Raw genomic sequence first — 24,592 nt, forward strand, 5'->3', positions numbered from 1 at the left:
GGTTTGATTCCTAGTCTTTCTATGTTACGTGTTGTTTTCTTAAAAGCGCTTTGCTGATTCAGTTTCACATTTAGTACAATTTAACTTCTGATCCAACATTGCCTTTCTTGTTGCTTTTTGAAGCACCCAAGGGCGATTGATAAATGGTGGTTGATGGCGAGCATGTTGATTGTGCCCACATTGCAATTTAGCAAACCAGTGATTTTCTTCATCGGTATCAAAGCCGATAATTGTTTGTAACATAAAGGAACTTTCTTCGGTTAGTGTTGAGGGAATTGTAATTTAATTCACAGTATTTTCTTGCCAGTGCATTCCCTCACATTCTGGGCGGCTTAGAACAAATTTAAATTTCTTATAAAGCTCGGGCACATCAGCAAGCAAGGTAATGTAAGCACCTTCTGACGCGTTCTCATTTAGATATTCCATAATGTTTTGCATGACGATGTGGCCTAAGCCTTGATATTTTGGACCAATGGCTACATCAACAGTTTCAAAATTAAGCGCACCATCACCGACAACTCCGTCCATCTCAATCGTATTATTGCTAATAACAAGGTGCACACCAAACAAACTGTTAGGTAAGACTGTTTTCGCAGCATCAATAGGGCGAGGAGTTAAACCTGAAATTACTCTTAAGCGTAAATAATCATCTACTGGTGCAACCTCTTTAATAACAGCTATTTTCATAATTGTCTTGTTCTAGGGCTAATGCTTATCAATGTTATCAAATATTAGCATCGATAGATAACCTGCTTCGACACTGAAAACATCAATGGGATATTGCTACTAAGGTTTACGGTATCATAGTCTGCTTTTAGGTATATCTTCATATTATATTGATGTTTCCAATTACCACCACTAGAGCTGTTTTACTGCTATCGATAATATCATAGTTATATTGCAACGCACCGTTCTGTATATAGAAGTAGTTACGCTTTGTAATAGAATATTAAGCCTTAGCACTGTTCATGAAGCCTTAGAGTTAAATTTTTTAGTCGTTAAAATATCAACAAAACTAGTAAGTGAATTATTGTCACCTTTTAAAGAGTCTACACCTACAGTGAGATACTCATTGGTACACTATTGATATGACAAAACGCGAGTAAACAGACTTTACAAAACGGCCCATAATATTTCTCATGAAATTGCAGTAATAAGCTTTGCTCTTCCTACAATAACGGCAATTAAGTAGGACACTGTATTGGTAGGTAAGTCATTAGTTGATAAATTACTGTAATTAGTTAACGCTGAAGAAATGAAAACTCAATTTGTATCTACAAGCTGAGTTTTTCGTAAGGCTTGTGTTTGTTAGCCATACTCTTAAAAGAGTTATATATTATCAAAGACTTCAACTACATAAAATTCTTAAACGGTCATGCTCCATTTTAAAGCCTCATGATAATAATTAAGTAACTCTCTTTTTGATATTTTTGCTGTCTTTAATATTTCGTCTATGCTTTTATCATCAGGAGACTCAAAGTATATTGCTAATTGTAATAATTCATACAACTTGCCTTGATGATTTATCAAAGCTTGTTTAATTTCTTGTGGAAACGGTAAGCTTTCTATTAATTCAAATATTGGCACATTCAAAATTATGCCTAAATTGCTCAAAATGCCAGTAATAAAGGCCATTTCTTTTACATTGGAAAATGCTGGTGTATTGGCTATGAACTCCATCATTTTTGCACGAATAATTGATTCATTGAATAGTTCACTAGGGCTTTCAGATGATAGTGTCGACATTGATATAATGGCGATATACTGTTTGACTTTATCTGCACCTAAATATGTTACAGCTTGTTTTATAGATGTTATCTCTTTATTTGCGCACTCTGCAGCACCATTGACAAGTTTTAATATTCCACTCATTAGGGTGATGTCATGGGTAATAATTTCAGAGATTCGATCAAAGTCTAAATTAGGTTTGTATACCTCTAAAAATAATTGAATTAGGTTTAGCTCAATAGGCGATATACAGTGACCTAATTTCATTTCTGGCTTGTGAAAAAAATATCCTTGGTAGTAGTCAACCCCCATCGATTTGAGTGTTTGAAATTGTTCTTGTGTTTCGACTCGTTCGCAGACGATTTTAATTTTACTTTTGATTATTCGTAGTTTTATTTTTAACATCTGGACTTGATCAAAAGATATGTCCTCAATGTCGATCTTAATTAGAGAGATATATGAGAATAGTACGTCCCATTTAGGGGAGAAATCATAATCATCAAGAGCAACCAAGTAACCCTTTTTATGAAGTTGAGAAATGTTGAAAATCACTTCATCGTTTAGTTCTATGGTTTCTAATAGTTCAATAACAATACTGTCAGGGCTAAATACTAATGCAGATTTTTGTAAAATAGTGGTTTTGTCAAAATTAATAAATGCAACTTTGTCTGCGCAAACATTAGATAAGTCGCCAAGTATATGGTTCTGTAAAATCACGCTCGAAGTTGCTTTTTCAGGTGAAGCACTTTTAAAAATATTATCTAAGCTATCTCGATAAAGAAGTTCATATCCAAAGGTATTAAGGTTGCTATCTAAAATTGCTTGTCTTGCTATAAATGTACTACGAGTTGATTCCATTTTTATCCTTACTTACTATATAACTGCCAAACTATTATGAATAAAAACATGATGTTAATTCTATCTATTAGAGCTACTTATAATTTACGATGTTGTAATAGAAACTCAATATTCATAACTGGATTGCTTAAGTTTCTTCGCAGAAAACTAAAAATCATTTGTTATCCATAATATTAGTTTAAAGCTAAAAATCCACCATTTTTTGATGCTAAATAAAGCGAGTTTTTACTACTTGATCGCTTTTCGCATTTGTTTTAGCTTTCAAGGGAAGGGGATGTAACGAGTTTGATACAACGGCGGCAATATCTTCAAATGCCAGAGTAGGCTACTACCCTTTATTTCTAGTGACTTTAAAACACTGTTATCAATAGTTAAATTTATGCGGAAAAGCCTACCGATTGCAGGCTTCTTCAATGTGATGCAATGACATTTCTTGTTACTTATACTCAGGTTCTTTTACCCGCAGTGTTAGAATACCCGCAAGCGCCATGCTAACACCACCAATGACCAAAGCGTAAACAGGCTGATTATCGAATACTTTTGTGATTAAAAACCCTAATATACTTGCCGCTAAAATTTGCGGTAATACGATGAAAAAATTAAATATTCCCATGTACAAACCCATTTTTTTAGCTGGTAATGCGTTGGCCAAAATTGCATAAGGTACCGACAATATAGAAGCCCAAGCAAAACCAATACCTACCATGGAAACAATAAGTAAGGTCGGGTCTTTAATAAATAAGAAAGAGATAAAGCCTGCACCACCTAAAAATAGGTTGATCATATGGGCAATGCGTAAGTTAAAGTGCTTAACCACCATAGGAATACAAATAGCGGCAAAAACTGAGGTTAAATTGTATGCCGAGAATAGTACGCCGACCCAGTCTGCGCCTTCGTTAAAAGCGGCCGATGTCACATCAGAACTACCAAAATGAAATTCAGTAACCGCTGCGGTAGTGTATGTCCACATTGCAAAAAACGGAAACCATGAAAAGAATTGTACAAAAGCTAATTGCTTCATGGTTTGCGGCATTGAAAACAAGTCAGACATGATTTGGGCAAAACCGTTATGGCTATTATTTTTTGCCATTATGCCTGCCACTAACTGACATATAGCAAAGAAACAAAAACCACCGGCAAGAATAAATAAACTTTTATCTAGTTTTTCAATATTTAAAGCAACCAGCGTAAAACTAATTACGCCAACGGATAACCAAATAGCGCCGCCAGTGAAGTATTTTTTAGCGCTACGAGAGATAAAAGACTCTTCAGTTATGTCCTTATCTTCTGCTTTATGGAATGCTTCGAGCTCAGCCGGAGAATATTCTTTAGTTGAGTAGATAGTCCATAATACGGCTAGTAAAAACAGTACACCGCCTGCATAAAAAGAAAACTTAACTGTGTCGGGTAACATTCCAGGCTCTGCGACATTACTGATATTGAACCAATTAGTCATCATCCACGGTAAAGATGAGGCAACGACTGAAGCAACACCGATAAAGAAGCTTTGCATTGCATAACCCATCGCTCGTTGCTTTCTCGGTAACATGTCGCCAACGAAAGCACGGAAGGGTTCCATTGAAACATTAATTGAAGCGTCCATTATCCACAGCATACCGGCAGCGACCCATAAGGTTGGCGAGTTAGGCATAATGAATAATGACAAACTAGCGGCGATAGCACCGAATAGAAAATAAGGTTTGCGCCGACCTAATCTATTCCAAGTGTTGTCACTGAAATAACCGATAATAGGTTGAACAATTAAACCTGTTATTGGCGCAGCAATCCATAAAATTGCCATGTTTGAATAATCAGCACCTAAGGTTTGAAATATTCGACTAACATTGGAGTTTTGCAAGGCGAAGCCAAACTGAATGCCCATAAAGCCGAAACACATGTTCCAAATTTGCCAAAAATTAAGCTGGGGTTTTGTGGTCATAAATGAACTCTTATTATTTTAATGTGGGGTGAACTGTTACACTAAGTAGAAATTTATTTCTACTTCATCGAACCATGACTAACGAAATTACCTAGCATCTTAGCAATAGTCATTAATATACGACATTGAATGCATACGTATTCACCATTTGGCGAAGGTAAAGTTTGATATGAAATTTGGTAATAGATGAAAATATCTCAATAAATTCATCTAGCCTCTGTAATTTGCGTTTGTTCAAGCCATTGTTGTTCATTTATTACGTCAGCTTCATGGTTTAGCCGTTCAATAAAAGTAATGCCGTCGAGGTGGTCTAATTCATGTTGAAAAATTCGAGCAATAAAACCGTTAAGTGTTTGATGATGTTTCTTTCCAGTTTCGTCTTGAAATTTCACTTCAATGCAAGTGTACCTTGATACCTGCGCACGCTTACCTTTAACACTTAAACACCCTTCCCAATCAAGCTCTTGCAGGCTATTTTTATTGATAATACTCGGGTTTATTACCACCGTCAGCGGAAGTAGGGGGGCGTTAGGGTAGCGCTCACTTGGTGCAGATGCCATTAAAAACACCCGTAAACTTACACCCACTTGTGGCGCAGCAATGCCAACACCACCTGCGTTTTGCATGGTAACTTTAAGGTTACTAATTAGTTGCTTTATCTCATGGCTATTAATATCTTCAATAGCGCTTGCAACTTGCGCTAAAATTGGCTCGCCGCGTTGCAAAATAGGTAGATTATCTGGATTATTAACCATCGATTTTATGCCTTTTCTGGTACTGGGTGAGCGTGCTCTTTTTTAAAGTAAAACCAACTCACTACAAATAAAATAATAATAAACGGTAAGCTGGTTAATACCACAACATGCCAACCGGCCTTAAATAAAATCCATCCCGCCATTAATGATGCGGTCGCTTGAAAACCAAAAATAATGAAATCATTAATGGCTTGAACTTTGTGGCGCTCACTGGCTCGATAGCTTTGCGGTAGCAGGGATGTACCGGTAAGAAAAAGAAAATTCCAGCCAATGCCGAGTAAAATCAAAGCCCACCAATAATGCATAACCTGTTCACCTGATAAAGCAACGACAGCAACTAGTGCATAAATAATGGTACCCGCGAGCATCAAGTTTTGTAAGCCGATGCGTTTTACTAACAGCGCTGTGAAAAGTGATGGAATAAACATCGCAGCGATATGGCTTTGTATCACCCATTTTGTATCATTTAAACTATGGCCGCGTAAGTGGTGCATACTAATAGGGGTAGCCGTCATTAAATAACTCATCAGCGCAAAACCAATAGCGGCAGACAATATTGCGATAACAAATATCGGCTGTTTAATAATTTCAGTTAATGGTCGTGCACTGCCATGGTGTTCATTTTGTTGAATTTCGGGATTTTTGAATTTTAGCATTAACATCATGGCTATGATAAATAGTCCCGCAAGAAATAAAAATGAGCCCGCGTAACCATGCGGCGAGCTTAACCAGTCTTTTGCTGTTACTGCAATTTCAGGTCCTAAAAAGGCAGAAAAAATACCGCTTAGCATGAGTATTGATAAAACAGTCGGTACATCTTTACTTTCTGGGACACTTTCAATGGCGGCAAAGCGCAGTTGCTGAATAAAAGCTGTACTGGTGCCAAACAATAAACTGGCTAACACAAGTAACTCGAAGTTGGCATTTAATGCCGCAACCATCGCCAACAAAGTACCCATCAAACCTAAGCTAAGGCCTGTATAAGTGGCAAAGCGTCGCCGGTACTTTTTAGCCAGTAAAGCGGCTGGAATTGCGGCACTTGCCACACCTAAAATCATCACGGTGACTGGCAAAGTGACTAGTGCAGGATCGGCATTCATGCTAGTGGCGAGTATGCCGCCAATAAAAACAATCACCGGTGATGCTGCCATTACCAAAGGTTGCACTAAAAATAACAACCAAACATTTTTGGGGAGCGTAAATATTTGCTGTAAACCAAAGAAAGCAGCGAACAATACTGCTAGCGTTATAAAAATGTTAGATAGCATTAATTGCCCTTGATTTAAATTTCGTGAGAACGTGGTTGTTATTTATATATATTGAAAACTATCATACTGAAATTTTTGGCAATTAGGTAAAATTACAGACCAAAATTAGAAGTAAAATCTTTTAATTAAAGATTATAAATTTTTTATCTCAGTGCTAAACTGCCAACCCTTAGTATGTAGCGTTTATTTAGTTTATTTAAATTATAAAGAGTCGTAATGAAATTTAGTCCTTTAGTTCAAGAGCTTATTGATTCACTAAAATGTTTGCCAGGTGTTGGCGCAAAATCAGCACAACGTATGGCATTTCATTTGCTCGAGCGAAATCGAAAAGGCGGTAGTAAGCTTTCTCAAACGTTAGGGCAAGCAATGGAACATATTGGTCATTGTCAGCAGTGTCGAAACTTTACTGAAGAAACATTATGTGATATTTGCCAAAGTCCAAAACGTAAGGTCGCCACTCAATTATGCATTGTTGAAACGCCTGCAGATGTTATTGCGATTGAGCAAACGGGCGAATTCCAAGGGCGATACTTTGTTTTGATGGGACATTTGTCGCCACTTGATGGTATTGGTCCAGACGATTTAGGCCTAGATGTACTAGAAAAACAATTGGCGACAAGGCAGTTTAGCGAAGTTATTTTAGCAACTAACCCTACTGTAGAAGGAGAGGCAACAGCACACTTTATTGCTGAACTTGCCCAAGAACACGATGTTGAAATATCTCGCATAGCTCACGGTGTACCTGTTGGTGGTGAACTGGAATATGTTGATGGCAACACCTTATCGCACGCATTATCGGGTCGGAAAAATTATAACTTGTAGCGTTAACCTTCTTCGGTTTAGTTAAGTCGCCACTATTGGGAATTAGTAGCTTGCGAAAAATTAGTATAATTATTGGTGCAGCAACCAGTGTCGTTGTCAGTTTGTTTATGTTTACGGGGTGTTCAACCCCTAACCAAGTGATACATGTTGAACAAGTTGATTCAATTATAAAATATAAAGCCAAATCAACGAGTCCATCACGTTACTCAAATTTATATTCTGAAAAGAAGAACTACCCATTTACCTGTAAAGAAAATTGTTATCAACCCTCTCCATTGCTCGAATGTGAATCACCGGCTGAAAATTGTCGTTATATTGGGAGAAAATCTACTCCTGTGATAAATACGGGTTTTACTATTCGCTGGCTCGGACATGCTAGCTTTTATCTTAAAAGCCCTGAAGGAAGCACGGTGTTACTTGATCCCGTTAGCAAGCAGTTTGATTGGCCAGTAAATTGGGCTTTTAAGCTAAGTGCTGGATTTTTTCGTAATGAGCCAGAATGGCCATCAGTCAATGAAATTTCCGATACCGATGCGGTGCTTTATTCACATATTCACTACGATCACTTCAATAAGGATGATATTGCTAGAATAGGGCAAAGCGCTGAATATTTCGTGCCTTTAGGTTTTGCTGAGCACTTTGCTAATGATGGTTACCGTATTAATGAAATGGCATGGTTTTCGGCGAAAAAATTAGCTGAACTTACCTTTAATTTTGTACCTGCACACCATTTTAGCAGTCGAATTTTAGTTCCTTACCTTTATGAAGACAATGATGCTACGCTTTGGGGCGGCTGGGTAATAGAACACGAAGATAAGCGTATATTTTTTGCCGGCGATACGGGGTATTCAAAGCATTTTAAAGATATCCAGCAGCGTTATGGTGATATGGATATATGTTTAATGCCAATAGCGTCATATTTTCATCAAGAAAATGGTAATTGGTATCGCTATGTTCACACTACGCCAGAAGATGCTTTAGTAGCAGCGCAAGAGCTCAATTGTAAAGTGATGGTCCCTTGGGGTTACGGCAACTCAAGCTGGAAAATGGGCGACCATAGCTCGCATTCAGCTTTACTTAGACTGTTGAAAATACATAAGGAAATGGGCTCTAAAATACCTTTATACATATTGAATGAAGGTGAAGAAGTGACATTTTAAGTTGCAACCAGAAGTAATTATTAACATCAGTATTTTTTGCCTTTATATTATTAACCTCAGCTCACTTTCATGGCTATCACAATGGTCAAATAACTAGTGGTTTAATGAACCTGCTTACTATGTGACGGTGCTTAAACCAAGCTGAGGGTCATTAGTTTACTCGCTTATTTAGAGCAGGTGTTAGCCATATAAACTGTAATTTATACATAACGTTGTTTACTAACAAAATTATAAAAAGGATTTAAATAAATGTTAAAGATAGTAAGTTATGTTCCTTTACTCCTTTTATTTACTTTTGGTCTCAGGGCTGAAACATTAGTCGTTGCTTCAGACGTTTGGTGTCCTTATATCTGTAATAACAAAGAAAACCCAGGTATCTTGGTGGATGCTTTGATTGAAATAGCCAGAGTAAAAAAACTAGATATACGCTTTAAAGGAGTTTCTCTATCTCGGTCAATTACTATGGCTCAACATAGCAAAGTTGATATAGTCTTAGCAGTTACAGAGTCTCATATTTTAAATTACAAATTACAGCGTAGTAATCACTACTTTGGTGGTTGGTACAATGATATTTATATCCGTAAAAGTGATGATTGGACCTTTGACTCTCAGCAGGATATCGAAGATTTTTTAAATGCAGGTGAAACCTTAGGTATAATTGATGGTTATGAGTACGGTTCATTTATTGACAAGTTAAAACGCAAATACTCAACAAAAATTTATCAAGCATCAGGACTATCACCGTTAGAAAATAGCATTAACATGTTACAAAAAGGGCGCATGTCTGCTTTCCTTGATTCCAGGTATAATGTTGAGTATGTGATGAAGAAAAATAATGTTGATAACATTATTTATGCTGGTAGTGAAGGTGATTTTGTACCTCTATTTTTAGGTTACTCTCCGACAACCTCGCCTGAAGTTATTAACAGTATTGATAATGGGCTTTTAATCATTCGCAAAAGAGGTATTTTAAAGGCTATTTTAGAAAAGTATGGGGTACCAGATTGGCAGCAATCGAAGTAAATTATACACTGAAAAATTAAGATTATTTCTGGCTGTATAATAGATGCAATATAATAAACATAATTAGGGGACTCTTTGCTTAATAATTCAGCTGAGAGATAAGTCCGCCCTAATTAAGATGAAAATGGTGCAATGTAGTCATTAAAATCAACTTTTTAACACAAAGTAAGATGGTTTTAGCCCCAATCTCTTGGGCAATAACTGCTTTAACGCTAGCAGCATCAGTATTTCATTTATGCGGAACAACTAACTCCACTTACTCTGTTTTACTAGCATTTTAATCCACCTATCACTGAAGATATAATCACAGAACAATAGCCTTTAGTAACGAGTTGATGTTTAGATACAGCGTAAAAATTACAATAACGAACTTTTACAGGCCATGAGCTGTGTGACTGCTAAATATTAAATTAGTTTTAGCGTATTTTAGTAACAAGATACCGATAATCACAACAATGGCTGTAACATAAAGCGCGGCATTATAGTTATTAAACTGTTCAATTAATGCAACACAATATAATGGTGCGACTACTTGACCAACTCCGTAAGCGGCAGTAATTAATCCCATAATAAATACGGGGTTTTTGCCCGCTAATTGGCCACCAAAATTCATAAATAAAGCCACTAAACCAATAAACGTCCCTCCGAATAATATGCCGCTTATTAAATTCAAAATAATGTTGCTAGAAAAGGTTGGAATTAAAATCCCAATTACCTGTAGCGCCATGGCTAGCATCATAATATCGATACTGTTATAGCGATGTGCCAAACGCATCCAAATGATACAAGATGGAACGCCTGCTAAACCCACAGCTAGCCATGCATAGCCGCCATACCCAGTTAATCCTTCTAATGAATTAACAATGTCAGGCAAAAATGTTGCTTGCACCACCATACCAACACCTTCTGTAAAGTAGGCGAGGGCAAGAATAATAACTAATGGATTAAATAACGATTTATCGAAGGCATGTTTAACCACTTTATTTGCTGGTTGTTTATCAAAGCTCAGGATATAAGCGGAATAACTGGCAAAAATTATACCGGCTAAGGCGAGGGCAACCCAAGCATGTTGCCAATAGTCACTGACACTAAATACTGCACGCATAATCAAGTCAGATACTAATATTGAAAAACCTAAGCCACTGAAATGAATGCCCATTGCTTTAGTTTTATTGGTGTTTTGTAATTTTGACATCACGATAGCAGAGCCAACTACCAATGCCATTGCTGCGCCAAAACCCGCTAATAATCGTGCTATTAGCCAAATGATATTGTTTTCAGTAAAGCCCAATACTAGTGAGGTGATAATACACAACGCTAAGCCAAACCTGAAAAACCGTACCTTTGAATGGACATCTTTAATGAAAATTGAAAAAATTGAGCCTGATAAATAACCAACATAATTGATGGATGCGAGTACGCCGGCAAAAGCGATACTTAAATAGTCATCTAACATGGCCGGTAGTAATGAAGTGAATGCAAAACGGGCGACACCTACGCCAACCACCAAAGCGAGAATGCCTGCTAATAAAATGGCAGCATTATTATTTCGGTCGAGTAACATGTTAAATCCCTGTATTCGTACTTTGATAAATACGTCGCTAGCGTAGCTTTTAGAGTGTAGCAATGTAAGGGCTATAGTCGTTGAAAGCAAATCATTATTTGTGATGAAGAATATGCGAATAATAGATACAAATAAACGTTAACCGTGCTAAGAATAAAGCGAGCAATAGATTTTATCTGTGAATTTTTTAGATTTTTGCTTGAAAAAGTTTTCACTACCCCCACATGTTAACTATCGAGTGAGTATTGAATGGTTAAATTTGATAGCCACGACAAATAATCGTTTTAAACTAGTAAATGTAGGAAAAATTTCACATGTCAGAAACAGGCCAAAAAGAAAATCATCAGTTTGCAACTGATAACGCTAAGCTATTAAAATTAATGATCCACTCTCTTTACTCAAATAAAGAAATATTCTTACGTGAGTTGGTATCAAACGCTGCCGATGCTGCTGACAAATTACGCTTTAAAGCGCTTTCAGATGACAATTTATATGAAGGTGATGGCGATTTACGTGTTCGAGTAAGTTGTGATAAAGAAAACAATACGGTGACTATTTCTGATAATGGTATTGGTATGACGCATGACCAAATCGTTGATCACTTAGGTACTATTGCAAAATCAGGTACGTCTGAGTTTTTCTCACAGCTTTCTGGTGATGAAGCGTCTGATTCACAATTAATTGGCCAATTCGGTGTTGGTTTTTACTCAGCATTTATTGTTGCTGACTCAGTAACTGTACGCTCACGTGGCGCTGGTGTTGATGCATCTGCAGGCGTTGAATGGTCGAGTGATGGCGAAGGTGAATTCACCACTACTGCAATTGAAAAAACCAGCCGTGGTACAGATATTATTCTTCACTTAAAAGAAGAAGAAAGCGAGTTTGCTGATGATTGGCGTTTAAAGTCAATTGTGACTAAATACTCAGATCACATTTCTGTTTCTGTTGAGATGTTAACACCAGAGGTTCCAGCAGTTGAAGCCGTTGCTGAAGTAAAAGATGAAGAAGGTAATGTAACTACGCCTGCTATTGAAGCGCGTGACGCAGTTTCTGCACTATGGGAACCTGTGAACAAAGCTACAGCGCTTTGGACACGTGAAAAATCAGAAGTTTCTGACGAAGAATATAAAGAATTTTATAAGCATGTATCACACGATTTTGGTGACCCATTATTATGGGAACACAATAAAGTAGAAGGTAAAACTGAATATACTTCATTACTTTACGTTCCATCTAAAGCCCCGTTTGATATGCATAATCGTGAAAAACAGCATGGTTTAAAATTATTTGTTCAACGCGTATTCATTATGGATGATGCTGAGCAATTTATGCCAAGTTACTTACGTTTTGTTAAAGGTTTATTAGATTCTAATGACTTGCCATTAAACGTATCACGTGAAATTTTGCAAGATAACAAAATTACCCAAGCAATTCGCAAAGGTTGTACGAAACGCGTATTGAAAATGCTTGAGAAATTAGGCAAAAAAGACGCTGAGCAATATCAATTATTCTGGAACGAATTTGGTCAAGTGCTAAAAGAAGGTCCAGCAGAAGACTCTGCCAATAAAGATGCCATTGCTAAGTTAATGCGTTTTGCTTCAACTCATGAAGACAACAGCATGCAAAGTGCTTCTTTAGCGCAATACATTGAGCGCATGAAAGAAGGCCAAGACAAAATTTACTACGTAGTTGCTGATAGCTTTGAAGCCGCTAAAAATAGCCCGCATTTAGAAGTGTTCCGCAAGAAAGGCATTGAAGTATTACTAATGTCTGACCGCATTGATGAATGGTTAGTGAGCCACTTAACAGAGTTTGACGGCAAGCAATTACAATCTGTGACGCGTGGTGGTTTAGACCTTGGTGATATGGATGATGCAGAAACGAAAGAAGCACAAGAAAAACTTGAGCAAGAATTCGATTCAGTTGTAACTCGCATCAAAGCAGCGCTTGATGGCAAAGCTAAAGACGTGAAACTTTCACAGCGTTTAACTGACTCACCAGCATGTATCGTTGCCGATGAACATGATATGAGCAGCCAAATGATGAAATTGATGCAGTCTGTTGGTCAAGAAGTACCTGATTCATTGCCAATTTTTGAAATCAATGCTGAGCATGATTTAATCAAACACGTTGCTGATGAACAAGATGATGCACAGTTCAAACAATGGGCTGAAGTATTATTTGAACAAGCAATGCTAGCAGAGCGCGGTAGCTTGAAAGACCCAGCTACTTTTGTTACACGTTTGAACAAACTAATGTTGAGCCTAACTAAATAGTGACTTAGGTCATATTGTCGTTAGACTTTAGTCAAAAAAAGGAGCTTTTTAGCTCCTTTTTTGTTTTTTTGCACAGCTAGCCACTTGTTTGAAACCCTTTGAATATGTATAGTGACAGCCTTTATGCAAAACCAATTCATTAATTAAATAGGGTTATACTAAATGCGCATTATTTTATTAGGTGCACCGGGTGCAGGCAAGGGTACTCAAGCACAATTTTTAATGGCTAAATTTGGCATTCCACAAATATCTACAGGTGACATGCTACGTGCTGCGATTAAAGCAGGAACTGAACTTGGTAAGAAAGCCAAGGAAGTCATGGACGCAGGTCAGCTTGTTTCTGATGAATTAATTATTGGTTTAGTTAAAGAGCGCATAGCACAAGATGACTGTAAAGCAGGCTTCTTACTTGATGGTTTCCCTCGTACAATTCCACAAGCTGATGCGATGAAAGAAAATGGCGTTTCAGTTGATCATGTTGTTGAATTTGACGTACCAGATGAAGTTATTGTTGAACGTATGGCGGGACGTCGTGTTCATGCGGGTTCTGGTCGTGTTTATCATCTTGTCTACAATCCACCGAAGGTAGAAGGCAAAGATGATGAAACTGGCGATGATTTATCAATACGCCCAGATGATGAAGAAGCAACAGTACGTAAGCGTTTAGGTATCTATCATGAACAAACGAAACCCTTAGTTGAATATTACCAAGCTGAAGCTGGTAGTGGCGCATGTGCATATTTAACAATTGACGGTACCCAGCCTGTAGAGCAGGTGAGTAGATTATTAGATACTACATTGTCATGATTTTATGAAAATGTTGCATAGATAGCATTTTAAGAAAGTCGCATTAGCGGCTTTTTTGTTTTTAAAAAGGCTTTATTATTTAATCCACATTATTTGGGATAATTAGATCGTTTAAAGCTATGCGAATGGACGTTGAATAAGCAAATAATGAACAAGGCTACATTTTATACCACTTTATATTCTTCTAATACTTTTACCAATATCAATGCTAATTGAGAGTTAAGGCGGCTTAAAATATCCATAACGGTGTTGCTCTCAATCACTGTAGCTAGCTATTACTTAAGTAAGCAGCATTAAAATGTTTACTTTACTCTAATGGTGATGATGCTAGTAATGTCGTTAGTTGCTCTAATGCAACCGGACGAGCAATATAATAGCCTTGAACATAATCACAACCAAGGCTAACTAAACAGTCGTAGTGCTCTTTTGTTTCAACACCTTCTCCGACAAGCTTAAGCTGGAAGTTGTGACCAATCATAATTATGGCCTTAACTAGATTTGCATCAGCTTCGTTCTCTAGCATTTTCCAAATGAAACTTCGATCAATTTTTAATACATCAATGGGAAATTGTTTCAAATAGCTTAGCGATGAATAACCAGTACCAAAATCGTCCATGTATATATCAATACCCAGATCTTTGATTGCTTGAAATGTGTTCTTAGTTTTCTGGGTATTTTCTATTAATAGACTTTCTGTGATTTCAATATGAAAAAATGCTGGTGAAATATTAAAGTCCGATAGTATATTTTTAAGTTCTATTTCGATTGGCGTTGAATTTGAACTACACTGGCGCCCGGAGATATTTACAGCCATTTTAATTTTATAACCAAGCTGATGAAGAAGGTTAAGATCTGTAGCCGCTTGCTTTAATACCTGCCTACCAATTTCAATAATCAAACCGGTGTCTTCTGCAAGTTCGATAAACTCGTCTGGATATATCATTCCTCGTTCAGGGTGCTGCCAACGTAATAGTGCTTCTACACCTGATATTGTATTCTTTTCGGTTTCAAGAATAGGTTGATAGTGTAATAAAAACTCGTGATTTATGATCGCCTGACGTAGCTCCATATCTAAATGCATACGTTGAGACATCGCATTGTTCATTTCATTGGTATAAAAACAAAACCTATTTTTACCAAGCTCTTTCGCCCGGTACATGGCTGTATCAGCATTCTTTAATAAAGATTCAGCATCATTAGCATCATTTGGATAAACACTAACACCAATACTTGCTGTCACCGTTGCTTGATGGCCATTTGATAATGCGACAGGAGTTGATGCTTCTTCTAGTATTTTTGTTGCCAGCCTTTCCAGGTCGGATAGCTGTGCGATGTTCGGTAGTAAAACAATAAACTCATCACCACCTAAGCGAGCGATAGTGTCACTTTTGCGGATACAATTACTGAGCTTTTCAGCAATACTAATTATTAGCTCATCGCCGTAGCTATGACCAAATGTATCATTAATATATTTAAATCGGTCTAGATCAATGAACAATACAGCTAATTTTTTTTCTTGTCGTTGCATCAAGCCTAGTTCATGTTCAAGGCGGTTTGATAATAAGTTCCTATTAGGGAGCTTAGTTAGTGCATCATAGTTTGCTTGATACCAGATATCTTGCTCGTATTGCTTATGTTTGCTGATATCAGAGAATAAAGCTATATGCTGTACTATATTGCCCTTATTGTCTTTTACAGCACTTATTGCTAAATACTCAGGATATATTTGACCATCTTTGCGGCGATTCCATACTTCGCCTTGCCAGCTCCCTGTACGAGTAATACTGTGCCACATGGCTTGATAAAACTCCTTGTCATGACGCCCAGAAGTAAGCATTTTTGGGGTTTTTCCTACGGCATCCTCTGCGCTGTAGCCTGTAATATAGGTAAATGCTGGGTTAACCTCTTCGATAATATTATCGGCATTAGTGATAAAGATAGCTTCAGAAGCATGCTGAAACACTGCAGCAGAAATGCGGGTGAGGTGTTCAGCTTCTTGCCGTTCTGTTAACAGCTCGTTGTAAGCGCGCTCCATGTCTGTTATTTCATCATTCCCTGTTAAGGTGATTTTATTATTAAACTCATGATGATGTTTAGTCTGCTTCATAAAACGTACTATATTCCCTATTTCTCCAACGAGTCGTTGAAGGATGAGATAACAGAAGAGAAATGAAATACCTAAGGTTAAGATAATAACCAATGTGCTACTTGCTAGCGCATAAATTGATTTGGTTTCTAGCAGTTTTGCATTTTGTACGAGTTGGTTTTGGATACCATTATTTATTTTAATAATAGCGTTAAGCCGCTTAGTCGTTAGTTGCCACCACTGGCTATCAGACATATCCAATTGCCCGCGCTGTAAGTGTTCTAACGCTTGTTGAACATGCTCAGTGTTAAATAATTGCGGTGACATACTGGGTACTATGCTCATATCCTGAGCACCGTTTGTTGCTGACGAAAATAAAGTACTTAACTCCTTCATTGCGCTAATAGCAACGATATCCTCTTGATTAATCAGATAATTATGCTCGAATTGTTTAATGATTTGATTCAATATGGTTAATTTTTCATTAACTTTCCCTAAATAATTTAGGTTACCCGTGATCGCATAATCTTTCAGGTGATGAATAATACCATTAAAGCCTATTAAGCTTTTAATTTGGCTAATGGCTGAATCTCGAGCAATTTTTTGCTGTATTTTTGTGCGAATAACAACGATGTCTTCATGCTCTTTTGATGCCAATATTCGTTTTAATAATTTTTGCTTTTCACTGGTTGCTGTTGATAAGAAGCGTTCTACTATTTCGTCTTGTGCGGCAATGTAATTTAAGACATATTGTAATTCTTTTACATCCAAGCTTTTACTTGCGAGAATGCCATTTAATGCCCCTCGCTCTTGACCAGAGCGCTCAATGAGCCACAGCAGATTGATAAACTCACTTGTTAGTCGACTTTGAATAGGATTACTTTGTGCAACTTCAATATTTTCAATAATATCAATTGCTTTTGTGATTAAAGATGAATAGAAATTAAATGAATTTATTTCATCATTTTTATCTATATTTAAACGAATTAAATATAATTGTTCAATAAGCTTTGCGAGCTTGTTGAGTTTCAATTGAACGATTCTATTATCAGTAAGGTGGTTTCTGATATATTGTTGCTTATCAATATTGCCGTTAATAGAGTCAAACGCTTTGATAGCTTGATCGGTAATGTTTCTTTGACTGTGAACTTTTTCTTTAAATAGATTTGAGGGAGCAGTGATATAAAACTCAGTTAAGCCACGTTCTTTTTGCAATTCAACCATCAATGCCTCAAGTTTTAATGACATAGCGACAAACTGGCTGCCCTGTTTTGATTGTACGTAAGCTTGATAATGCTGACTAATTTGGTTAGCGCCAAGCAGTGTTATTACGATGAAGGGTAGTGCCATAAATATTAATAGCTTTGTTTTGATTTTAAACTGATTAAACTGAGTTTTTATTATGCGAAAAATATCCATCGAATTTTTTAAGATCCATTTAGGTCTGTTTATGATCAAAACTAACTATGATTTATGTTATAAAAAGTAATTACGTAAAATTTACAATCTATTAATAATATATTCTTTGTTTTTAATGAGTTGTATTAGCCCGTTGATGCTATCTTATACAAAAGCGTATTAATAGGCTATTAACACTAGTGATCTTTTGACCTATCTGCAGTTTTTTATTTCCTAAATGCCACTTTAAATTACTGTATCAAATAGGTATCATAATTTAAATCAATAAAAACAATACGTTATATTCTGTCGTTAATGGTGGTCTATAAATAAGTTTAATAAAGGAAGTACAATGATAACTTTATCTTTAACTGGGCTTTATGCGAGTCTGCTAGGAATTTTATATATTGGATTAACAATTAACATTATTCGTTTGCGTAGGCGTTTTAAAATAGGTATTGGTACAGGTCAAAATGACATTTTAGCCAAGGCTATTCGAGTTCATGGTAATTTTTCTGAGTATGTGCCGTTGGCTCTTATTTTACTAGGGATTTATGAGTTAAATAATGCATCATCGGTAATGTTACACGCGCTTGGTAGTATTTTAGTCTTAGCGCGAGCGTTACATGTGGTCGGGCTTAATCGAACTATAGGGATTTCAAAGCAAAGAGTTTATGGCATGCTTTTGACGTTTCTCGTTATTTTGGTATTAGCAGTCGAAAATATTCGCCTATTTGTCATAGGTTCAATTGGTTAATAAGAAATAAAAATAAATTAAAAACTGCAGGTGCGGCTTGCAGTTTTTATGACAATGTATATTCAAGCTAATCTGTATTCAACATTCCAATATGAGGAATACCATCTTCAAGATACATATTACTAACACGCTCAAAGCCATGTTGGTTATAAAATTTTTCTAAATGTTCCTGTGCTGATATTTTTATCGTATCTTGTGCAAAGTATTTGTTAGAAACCATTAATGCTTCTTTCATTAACTTATGGCCCAACCCTGTGCCACGAGCGTGTGATGAAATTGCTACACGACCAATGCTGATATGATCTCGATACGTTGACCCTTTAGGTAATATGCGTAAATAAGCAGTCATTTGACCACATTGATAGCAGAAAAGATGTAGTGTTTCCGAATGTCGGTCATGATCATCTAAGTCTGGATAAAAGCAGCTTTGCTCAACAACGAATATATCAATTCTTAGTTTGAGAAGATCATATAACTCGTCTGTAGTTAATTGGATAAACTTCTTGGCTTGCCAGTTTTTTGTCGTGCACATAAATTATTATCTTTAACCCTTTTTAAATTTTTCATGAACAATATAAAGTGTACATACATAAAGGTTAAAAATCTAAACTGATAGATATTTTAATCCCTACGTTTGGTGATTACTGATTAGTAATTCTTCAAAATCATTTGCTGAAAGAGGTCTGTCTAATAGATAACCCTGCCCAAAGTCACAACCTGCAGTAGATAGTAATTGTCTTTGTTGCTCAGTTTCAATACCTTCAGCTATGACCTTAATATTAAGTTTCTTAGCCATGACAATGATGGCTTCACATAAAGCCAAGTCATTACTATTAGCAGACATATTTTGTATAAAACTTTTATCTATTTTTAAGTAGTCAAAGGAAAAGTTTTTCAAATATGAAAAGGAGGAATAGCCAGTACCAAAATCATCAATTGATATAGCTATACCACTAAGGCGAATTTTATCGAGCACAGTAACTACTTCTGCCTGATTTTCCATCAGTAAATTTTCTGTTATTTCAATACCAATTGCTTGTGGAGCCAGTTTTTTTTGAGCTAGTGCATCAATCCAATTGATAATTTGCTCACCTTTATTTTTGTATTGTATTGGAGAGGTATTAATACTGATTTTTAGGTTCGAGCAGTAATTCTTTCGCCAACGTTTAACTTGTCGTATTACTTCGTAAAATATCCAGTCACTAATTTCAATAATTAGTCCTGTCTCTTCTGCAAGTGGTATAAATTCGAGTGGCGATATTAATCCTTTTGTTGGGTGCTGCCAGCGAATTAGTGCTTCTGCTTTAGTAATATCTTCAGTCTCTAAATTAGTAATAGGCTGATAAACAAGATGAAATTGATTTTTTACAAGTGCAACACGTAAGTCTTCAACCATTTCTATGCGCCGAAGAACATCAGTACGCATATTTTCAGTAAAGTAATGTACGTTATTTCGACCTTGTGCTTTAGCACCATACATTGCTTGGTCTGCGCTTCTAAGTAATGTATCTCGATCTAGGGCGTCGTTAGGATAAATTGCAATGCCAATGCTGACGCTACAATAAATATTTTTTTGTTCTAATTCATAAGGTTGAGCGAGTTTTTCTAATAGCTTTTGTACAATGTTTTCAACAAATTGCGCCCCGACGAATAATACCACAAATTCATCACCGCCTAAACGAGCGACAATATCGTTTTTTCTAATACTATTTTTAATGCGTTTTGAACATTCTACTAATAATGCATCGCCAGTTGCATGACCTAATGAGTCATTTACATCTTTAAAGTTATCAAGATCTAGCATGGCAACCGCGAGTTGTTTGTCATCACGTTTCGCATTCTTCATCGCTGCTATAAGGTGTTCGTACAATAAATTACGATTAGGTAAATGGGTTAAACTATCGAAATTTGCTTGCTGCCAAATCAACTTATCTGCTTTTTCTCGTTCCATAGCTATACGGACCAGATTAGCAAATTGCTCTATTAGAATGAAATCAATCGCTTTTGGTGCCGATATTTTCTTATGGTAAATGGCGAAGGTGCCTAAAATATTCCCTTGATTATCAATAATAGGCTCAGACCAACATGATGCTAGGTTTGCTCTTTTAGCTAATTCAGTCCAAGGGGACCAAAAGGGGTGGCTGCTAATATCCTCAACAATTACTCTTTTACCCGTATAAGCAGCTGTGCCGCATGAACCGACTCCATAACCAATTTCTACACCATCGATGGCTTCATTGTAAAAGTCTGGAAAGCTTGGTGCAGCGCCTATGATTAAATGTTTTTTACTGTCATCAAGTAACAGTATGCTGCACTTTGCATCGTGATACTCTCTTTCAACGCTGACTAAAATAGCAGGTAAAATCTCTGACAATTTTGCTGAGCTGGCGATTAATTCTAAAATATTATTACGCAAGCGACTTAGCTTTTCATTGTTGAATAACTGTTGATTTCTAGTCTTCATAAATAATGAAAAGGCGAGAGAAAATAGATTGGTTAAAATGAGTGCGGCAATAATCCGAAGTAGTTCAAAATCATTGAATTGCGTATAGGTTAAAAAACAAGCGATAAAAATAAGCAGGGCATTCAATATACTGGCAATGATTGTTGGTAACAAATAAAAGCCAGCAATAATTATAGGGAAAACCCAATAAATTAATATTGCCCCTTTGGCATAAATGGCGCCGATCATCGTAATTTGGATAAATATAGCTAAAAGGCCACTATAAAATTGAGTTTTTTTAGTAAACCAAACCCCAGAGAAGATTACTGTAATGCCAAGTATTGCAACAAGGTCAATGATGATTTGCACTTTATCTTGAGCTTTTACACTCAAAACAAGAAATGGGAATAAACCTAATAGGGCAAATGCTGTGACGGTGAGTAATATCTTATCTTCACGTGAGCGTCTCATCATACCAAAAAAGTCCCTATAAATTTAAGTCATATAGAGTATAACTTTATCTCTAAGCGTCGCGAGTATCAATTATATCGTGAATATAATTGATCTCTCTCATGGTAGTGAATTGTTATATAAAAAGAGATATAAAGTTGTATGTGAAGTTAGGGGCTGTTGAATTTTTGTGGTTGAACTTTGTTCGCTTTATTTAACGAGAATAAAGCGTTTTAATTGAGCCGAGTAGTGTGTAGTCTAGTCATTCTAAGTAAATAGTACTCACCGTTTCCACATCCTGCTCACGCTAAGCACCGACCTCTATGTAGGCAACAAAGAGTAAAACGGCTTTTAGCCGGATCCTTTGGACAATGTTTGTTGCAAAAGTAATCTCGAAAGATAAAAAAATTCTAATTACAGTTCGATTAAGCACATAGAATATAAGGTTCATGTATAAGTAGTGGCAAATAGCGGAGTTAACTACTTTCAACATTATTAATATGTTGTATTTAAGCTAGCTTCTGTAAATAACCGTGATAACGTTTACGATTTAAGTAATTGATAATCTCTTGCTTATACTGACCAATGTTAAGCTCAGGATACTCAGTATATAGAACATTTTTGAGCGCATTTTGCTCTAGAAAAAGTAAATAAGCTAGCGGTAAATATTTAGGGTTGAAGTTACTTTGATATACGGTAGCTCTAACTTCTGAAGGGTTATAATGGGGTTTTATTCCGTAACGCTTCTCAAGTGCGGGTAATAACTTTACCCCGTATTTTTTGATCGAATAGTATTTAAACATATGCTAATCCCTAGCGTCATATTACATCCTAAGTGAGGGCGGGTATTATAATCTTGCGTTTTTACGACGTCAACTCCAAAATTGAGGTAAGTCACATTTTTATTGGGCTGTATGGAAAAATCATACAAATTTTTTGGCAGTTCTCTTACAAGGAAGAAAGAGTATAACTATATAAAAACTCCTTTTAGGTGGCATTAATTACGACTTGAATGTGTTTGAATTTTATTGAAAAACACATGCCGCTATATCAGTATTTTGTTATGTGATAGCGACATACGAGTAAACCAGCAGGCAGAATAACAATGTTATTCTGATATTAAGCAGAATGTTAGGTTTTATTGTGCCTTGCTTGTAAAACGGCCATCACTTCGCTTAAGTCGATGTTTTGATCTTGTAGTAACACTAACGTGTGATAAAACAAGTCCGCACATTCGCCTAATAAGTCTTCTTTAGTTTCAGCAACCGCTGCTAATGCAACTTCAACACCTTCTTCGCCAACTTTTTGCGCAATTTTAGTAGTGCCACGTGAAAATAAATGTGCGGTATAACTATCTTCAGGTGCATCATTTTTGCGGCTAGCAATGACTTGCTCTAGTTGGCTAAGAAAATTTTGCTGGCTAAGCTTTTGTTCAGGAAAGCATGATTCTGTACCTAAATGGCATGTTGGTCCTTGTGGACGACAAGCGATAAGCAAGCTGTCTTGGTCACAATCAGTGATCACTTGGCTGATTTTTAAATAATTGCCACTGGTTTCACCTTTACACCAAAGTGCTTGCTTAGCTCGACTATAAAATGTCGCTAAACCCGTGTTTAAGGTTTGTGTCAAAGCCTCAGTATTCATGTAACCTTGCATTAATACTGCACCGGTATCTTGGTGCTGAATGATTACTGGGATCATTCCTGACATTTTGTCCCATGCCAATTGGCTAATATTATCTTTTGTTATTAGCATAATCTTATCTCAACTTTTTCATTTTTAAGGGTTTGCTTTAATTCGCTCATGGCAATGATGCCTTTATGGAAAACACTCGCTGCTAGTGCGCCATCAACATCAGTTTGCTGAAAAACATCAATAAAGTGTGATATGTCACCTGCGCCGCCTGAAGCGATTAGTGGCATATTGCACTTTTCACGTACTTGTCTAAGCTGTTCAATGTCGTAACCTTGTCGAACACCATCTTGATTCATACAATTAAGTACTATTTCTCCAGCACCTAATTTTTGCACTTCTTGTATCCAGTCTAAGGTGCGCCATTTAGTTTTTTGTGTTCGGGTTTCATCGCCGGTAAATTGATAAACTTGGTACTCTCCTTGGCCGTTGTTGGCGTTTTGATTAAAGTAACTGTCAATGCCAACCACAATGCATTGCTGGCCAAATACATCGGCTAACCTTGATATTAATTCAGGATCGCGCAGTGCAGGGGAGTTAATCGATATTTTATCGGCGCCCATCATTAAAATTTGTCGAGCATCTTCTTCTGACTTAATGCCGCCGGCAACACAAAAGGGAATGTCGATGACTTGTGCAATACGACTGACCCAGCTTTTATCAACCACGCGATCGTCTGAGCTGGCAGTAATATCATAAAAAACTAATTCATCAGCACCTGCCTCAGCGTATTTTTGCGCTAGCGGAACTATGTCACCAATAATTTCATGATTACGGAATTGAACCCCTTTAACGACTTTACCATCCCTAACATCTAGACAAGGAATTATGCGTTTGGCCAACATGCGATTGCCTCCTCGAGAGTGAATTTACCTTCTAACAATGACCGGCCTAATATTACGCCATCAACACCAGTTGGGATCAGTGCAGTAATATCAGCTAATGAGCCAATGCCTCCAGAGGCTTGCCATTTTATATTCGGGTATTGCTGACAAAGTTCTCGATACATTTCAACATTACTGCCTGTTAACGTACCATCCTTACTGATGTCAGTGCATAAAACATGAATTAAACCTGCGGCAATATAATCATCTAATAATGACTCTAAATTAACGCCACTGTCTTTTATCCAGCCGTGTGTTGGCAAGGTTTTATTGCCATAGGCATCAATTTTTACGTCAAGTGCTAAAACAATGCTCTCACCGCCAAATTCGGTCAGCCAAGTGCGAACCAAGCCTGGCTCTTTAATGGCGAGTGAGCCGATCACCACGCGATCAGCGCCTAGCGTTAATAATTGTTCAACATCTTCCTTGCAGCGTACACCACCGCCAACCTGAATAATCATGCTTTCGTGCTTTACTAAAGTTTTCAGTAAACTTAGTTGGCGTTTATTACTATCCTTTGCGCCATCTAAATCAACAAAGTGCATCACGGTAGCACCAGATTGAGCATATGAATCTTGGCGTTCTTTGGCGGTGGTTTGATAGTTAGTTTTCTGCCGGTAATCACCTTGAAATAATCGAACAACTTCACCGTCAATTAAATCGATTGCTGGGATCATCATCG

General features: G+C 36.9%; 20 protein-coding genes. 6 read left to right on the plus strand and 14 right to left on the minus strand.

Features of this window, described 5'->3' with window-relative positions; genetic code table 11:
* Positions 1-39: 39 nt before the first annotated feature.
* The 6 genes from B7C41_RS01040 to B7C41_RS01065 form a co-directional block, all read right to left on the minus strand.
* Complete coding sequence (locus B7C41_RS01040) at positions 40-243, minus strand: DUF3565 domain-containing protein (RefSeq protein WP_085296905.1); 204 nt, start codon at positions 241-243, stop codon at positions 40-42.
* Between the two features lie 39 nt (positions 244-282).
* Complete coding sequence (locus B7C41_RS01045) at positions 283-687, minus strand: GNAT family N-acetyltransferase (protein WP_085296906.1); 405 nt, start codon at positions 685-687, stop codon at positions 283-285.
* A 678-nt stretch (positions 688-1,365) separates the two neighbouring features.
* On the minus strand, positions 1,366-2,586 hold the full coding sequence (locus B7C41_RS01050) for an EAL and HDOD domain-containing protein (RefSeq protein WP_085296907.1): 1,221 nt from the start codon (positions 2,584-2,586) through the stop codon (positions 1,366-1,368).
* Positions 2,587-3,022: 436 nt separating this feature from the next.
* On the minus strand, positions 3,023-4,525 hold the full coding sequence (locus B7C41_RS01055) for an MFS transporter (protein WP_085296908.1): 1,503 nt from the start codon (positions 4,523-4,525) through the stop codon (positions 3,023-3,025).
* A 206-nt stretch (positions 4,526-4,731) separates the two neighbouring features.
* Positions 4,732-5,280: a peptide deformylase gene (def, locus tag B7C41_RS01060; protein ID WP_085296909.1), complete on the minus strand. Its 549-nt coding sequence runs from the start codon at positions 5,278-5,280 to the stop codon at positions 4,732-4,734.
* A gap of 5 nt (positions 5,281-5,285) precedes the next feature.
* Entirely contained in the window at positions 5,286-6,548 is a 1,263-nt protein-coding gene (locus B7C41_RS01065; RefSeq protein WP_085296910.1) for an MFS transporter, read from the minus strand.
* A 216-nt stretch (positions 6,549-6,764) separates the two neighbouring features.
* Between B7C41_RS01065 and recR the strand changes: the two genes are divergently transcribed.
* The 3 genes from recR to B7C41_RS01080 all read left to right on the plus strand — a co-directional run bounded on the left by recR (position 6,765) and on the right by B7C41_RS01080 (position 9,553).
* Positions 6,765-7,370, plus strand: coding sequence for a recombination mediator RecR (recR, locus tag B7C41_RS01070; RefSeq protein WP_085296911.1), 606 nt, complete (start codon positions 6,765-6,767; stop codon positions 7,368-7,370).
* Positions 7,371-7,477: 107 nt separating this feature from the next.
* On the plus strand, positions 7,478-8,530 hold the full coding sequence (locus tag B7C41_RS01075) for an MBL fold metallo-hydrolase (RefSeq protein WP_085297665.1): 1,053 nt from the start codon (positions 7,478-7,480) through the stop codon (positions 8,528-8,530).
* A gap of 249 nt (positions 8,531-8,779) precedes the next feature.
* Complete coding sequence (locus B7C41_RS01080) at positions 8,780-9,553, plus strand: substrate-binding periplasmic protein (RefSeq protein ID WP_085296912.1); 774 nt, start codon at positions 8,780-8,782, stop codon at positions 9,551-9,553.
* Positions 9,554-9,926: 373 nt separating this feature from the next.
* Here the strand turns inward: B7C41_RS01080 and B7C41_RS01085 are convergent, their stop codons facing one another.
* Positions 9,927-11,117 carry a YbfB/YjiJ family MFS transporter gene (locus B7C41_RS01085; RefSeq protein ID WP_085296913.1) on the minus strand — a complete coding sequence of 397 codons (1,191 nt, stop codon included), beginning with the start codon at positions 11,115-11,117 and terminating at the stop codon, positions 9,927-9,929.
* A 314-nt stretch (positions 11,118-11,431) separates the two neighbouring features.
* Here B7C41_RS01085 and htpG point away from each other — a divergent pair, with 314 nt between their 5' ends.
* Together htpG and adk are read left to right on the plus strand one after the other, a co-directional pair.
* Positions 11,432-13,393 carry a molecular chaperone HtpG gene (htpG, locus tag B7C41_RS01090; protein WP_085296914.1) on the plus strand — a complete coding sequence of 654 codons (1,962 nt, stop codon included), beginning with the start codon at positions 11,432-11,434 and terminating at the stop codon, positions 13,391-13,393.
* A gap of 162 nt (positions 13,394-13,555) precedes the next feature.
* Complete coding sequence (gene adk, locus B7C41_RS01095; RefSeq protein ID WP_085296915.1) at positions 13,556-14,200, plus strand: adenylate kinase; 645 nt, start codon at positions 13,556-13,558, stop codon at positions 14,198-14,200.
* Positions 14,201-14,507: 307 nt separating this feature from the next.
* On the opposite strand, the gene B7C41_RS01100 is transcribed toward adk, so the two are convergent.
* On the minus strand, positions 14,508-17,636 hold the full coding sequence (locus B7C41_RS01100; RefSeq protein WP_158089065.1) for an EAL domain-containing protein: 3,129 nt from the start codon (positions 17,634-17,636) through the stop codon (positions 14,508-14,510).
* Positions 17,637-18,036: 400 nt separating this feature from the next.
* Here B7C41_RS01100 and B7C41_RS01105 point away from each other — a divergent pair, with 400 nt between their 5' ends.
* Positions 18,037-18,441, plus strand: a complete 405-nt coding sequence (locus B7C41_RS01105) for an MAPEG family protein (protein WP_235839571.1) — start codon at positions 18,037-18,039, stop codon at positions 18,439-18,441.
* A gap of 67 nt (positions 18,442-18,508) precedes the next feature.
* Here the strand turns inward: B7C41_RS01105 and B7C41_RS01110 are convergent, their stop codons facing one another.
* The 6 genes from B7C41_RS01110 to hisA all read right to left on the minus strand — a co-directional run bounded on the left by B7C41_RS01110 (position 18,509) and on the right by hisA (position 24,590).
* Positions 18,509-18,973 (minus strand): GNAT family N-acetyltransferase, encoded by a 465-nt coding sequence (locus B7C41_RS01110; protein ID WP_085296917.1) that lies wholly within the window; start codon positions 18,971-18,973, stop codon positions 18,509-18,511.
* A gap of 96 nt (positions 18,974-19,069) precedes the next feature.
* Entirely contained in the window at positions 19,070-21,358 is a 2,289-nt protein-coding gene (locus B7C41_RS01115; RefSeq protein WP_085296918.1) for a putative bifunctional diguanylate cyclase/phosphodiesterase, read from the minus strand.
* Positions 21,359-21,843: 485 nt separating this feature from the next.
* The gene (locus B7C41_RS01120; protein WP_085296919.1) at positions 21,844-22,137 is read right to left on the minus strand and encodes a hypothetical protein; all 294 of its coding nucleotides are present in this window, start codon (positions 22,135-22,137) and stop codon (positions 21,844-21,846) included.
* A 328-nt stretch (positions 22,138-22,465) separates the two neighbouring features.
* Positions 22,466-23,089, minus strand: coding sequence for a bifunctional phosphoribosyl-AMP cyclohydrolase/phosphoribosyl-ATP diphosphatase HisIE (gene hisIE / locus B7C41_RS01125; RefSeq protein ID WP_085296920.1), 624 nt, complete (start codon positions 23,087-23,089; stop codon positions 22,466-22,468).
* The gene (gene hisF, locus B7C41_RS01130; protein ID WP_085296921.1) at positions 23,083-23,871 is read right to left on the minus strand and encodes an imidazole glycerol phosphate synthase subunit HisF; all 789 of its coding nucleotides are present in this window, start codon (positions 23,869-23,871) and stop codon (positions 23,083-23,085) included. The genes hisIE and hisF overlap by 7 nt, the downstream gene beginning before the upstream one ends.
* Positions 23,853-24,590 (minus strand): 1-(5-phosphoribosyl)-5-[(5-phosphoribosylamino)methylideneamino]imidazole-4-carboxamide isomerase, encoded by a 738-nt coding sequence (gene hisA, locus B7C41_RS01135; protein ID WP_085296922.1) that lies wholly within the window; start codon positions 24,588-24,590, stop codon positions 23,853-23,855. The genes hisF and hisA overlap by 19 nt, the downstream gene beginning before the upstream one ends.
* Between the last annotated feature and the right edge of the window lie 2 nt (positions 24,591-24,592).

Source organism: Cognaticolwellia mytili (assembly GCF_002104475.1).
In the GTDB taxonomy this organism is placed as follows: Bacteria; Pseudomonadota; Gammaproteobacteria; order Enterobacterales; family Alteromonadaceae; genus Cognaticolwellia; species Cognaticolwellia mytili.

What these genes read in the sequence shown, in the direction of transcription:
- B7C41_RS01040 (WP_085296905.1), bottom strand. Translation starts at nt 243, where the DNA reads ATGTTACAAACAATTATCGGCTTTGATACCGATGAAGAAAATCACTGG.
- B7C41_RS01045 (WP_085296906.1), bottom strand. Translation starts at nt 687, where the DNA reads ATGAAAATAGCTGTTATTAAAGAGGTTGCACCAGTAGATGATTATTTA.
- B7C41_RS01050 (WP_085296907.1), bottom strand. Translation starts at nt 2,586, where the DNA reads ATGGAATCAACTCGTAGTACATTTATAGCAAGACAAGCAATTTTAGAT.
- B7C41_RS01055 (WP_085296908.1), bottom strand. Translation starts at nt 4,525, where the DNA reads ATGACCACAAAACCCCAGCTTAATTTTTGGCAAATTTGGAACATGTGT.
- def (WP_085296909.1), bottom strand. Translation starts at nt 5,280, where the DNA reads ATGGTTAATAATCCAGATAATCTACCTATTTTGCAACGCGGCGAGCCA.
- B7C41_RS01065 (WP_085296910.1), bottom strand. Translation starts at nt 6,548, where the DNA reads ATGCTATCTAACATTTTTATAACGCTAGCAGTATTGTTCGCTGCTTTC.
- recR (WP_085296911.1), top strand. Translation starts at nt 6,765, where the DNA reads ATGAAATTTAGTCCTTTAGTTCAAGAGCTTATTGATTCACTAAAATGT.
- B7C41_RS01075 (WP_085297665.1), top strand. Translation starts at nt 7,478, where the DNA reads ATGTTTACGGGGTGTTCAACCCCTAACCAAGTGATACATGTTGAACAA.
- B7C41_RS01080 (WP_085296912.1), top strand. Translation starts at nt 8,780, where the DNA reads ATGTTAAAGATAGTAAGTTATGTTCCTTTACTCCTTTTATTTACTTTT.
- B7C41_RS01085 (WP_085296913.1), bottom strand. Translation starts at nt 11,117, where the DNA reads ATGTTACTCGACCGAAATAATAATGCTGCCATTTTATTAGCAGGCATT.
- htpG (WP_085296914.1), top strand. Translation starts at nt 11,432, where the DNA reads ATGTCAGAAACAGGCCAAAAAGAAAATCATCAGTTTGCAACTGATAAC.
- adk (WP_085296915.1), top strand. Translation starts at nt 13,556, where the DNA reads ATGCGCATTATTTTATTAGGTGCACCGGGTGCAGGCAAGGGTACTCAA.
- B7C41_RS01100 (WP_158089065.1), bottom strand. Translation starts at nt 17,636, where the DNA reads ATGGCACTACCCTTCATCGTAATAACACTGCTTGGCGCTAACCAAATT.
- B7C41_RS01105 (WP_235839571.1), top strand. Translation starts at nt 18,037, where the DNA reads ATGATAACTTTATCTTTAACTGGGCTTTATGCGAGTCTGCTAGGAATT.
- B7C41_RS01110 (WP_085296917.1), bottom strand. Translation starts at nt 18,973, where the DNA reads ATGTGCACGACAAAAAACTGGCAAGCCAAGAAGTTTATCCAATTAACT.
- B7C41_RS01115 (WP_085296918.1), bottom strand. Translation starts at nt 21,358, where the DNA reads ATGATGAGACGCTCACGTGAAGATAAGATATTACTCACCGTCACAGCA.
- B7C41_RS01120 (WP_085296919.1), bottom strand. Translation starts at nt 22,137, where the DNA reads ATGTTTAAATACTATTCGATCAAAAAATACGGGGTAAAGTTATTACCC.
- hisIE (WP_085296920.1), bottom strand. Translation starts at nt 23,089, where the DNA reads ATGCTAATAACAAAAGATAATATTAGCCAATTGGCATGGGACAAAATG.
- hisF (WP_085296921.1), bottom strand. Translation starts at nt 23,871, where the DNA reads ATGTTGGCCAAACGCATAATTCCTTGTCTAGATGTTAGGGATGGTAAA.
- hisA (WP_085296922.1), bottom strand. Translation starts at nt 24,590, where the DNA reads ATGATGATCCCAGCAATCGATTTAATTGACGGTGAAGTTGTTCGATTA.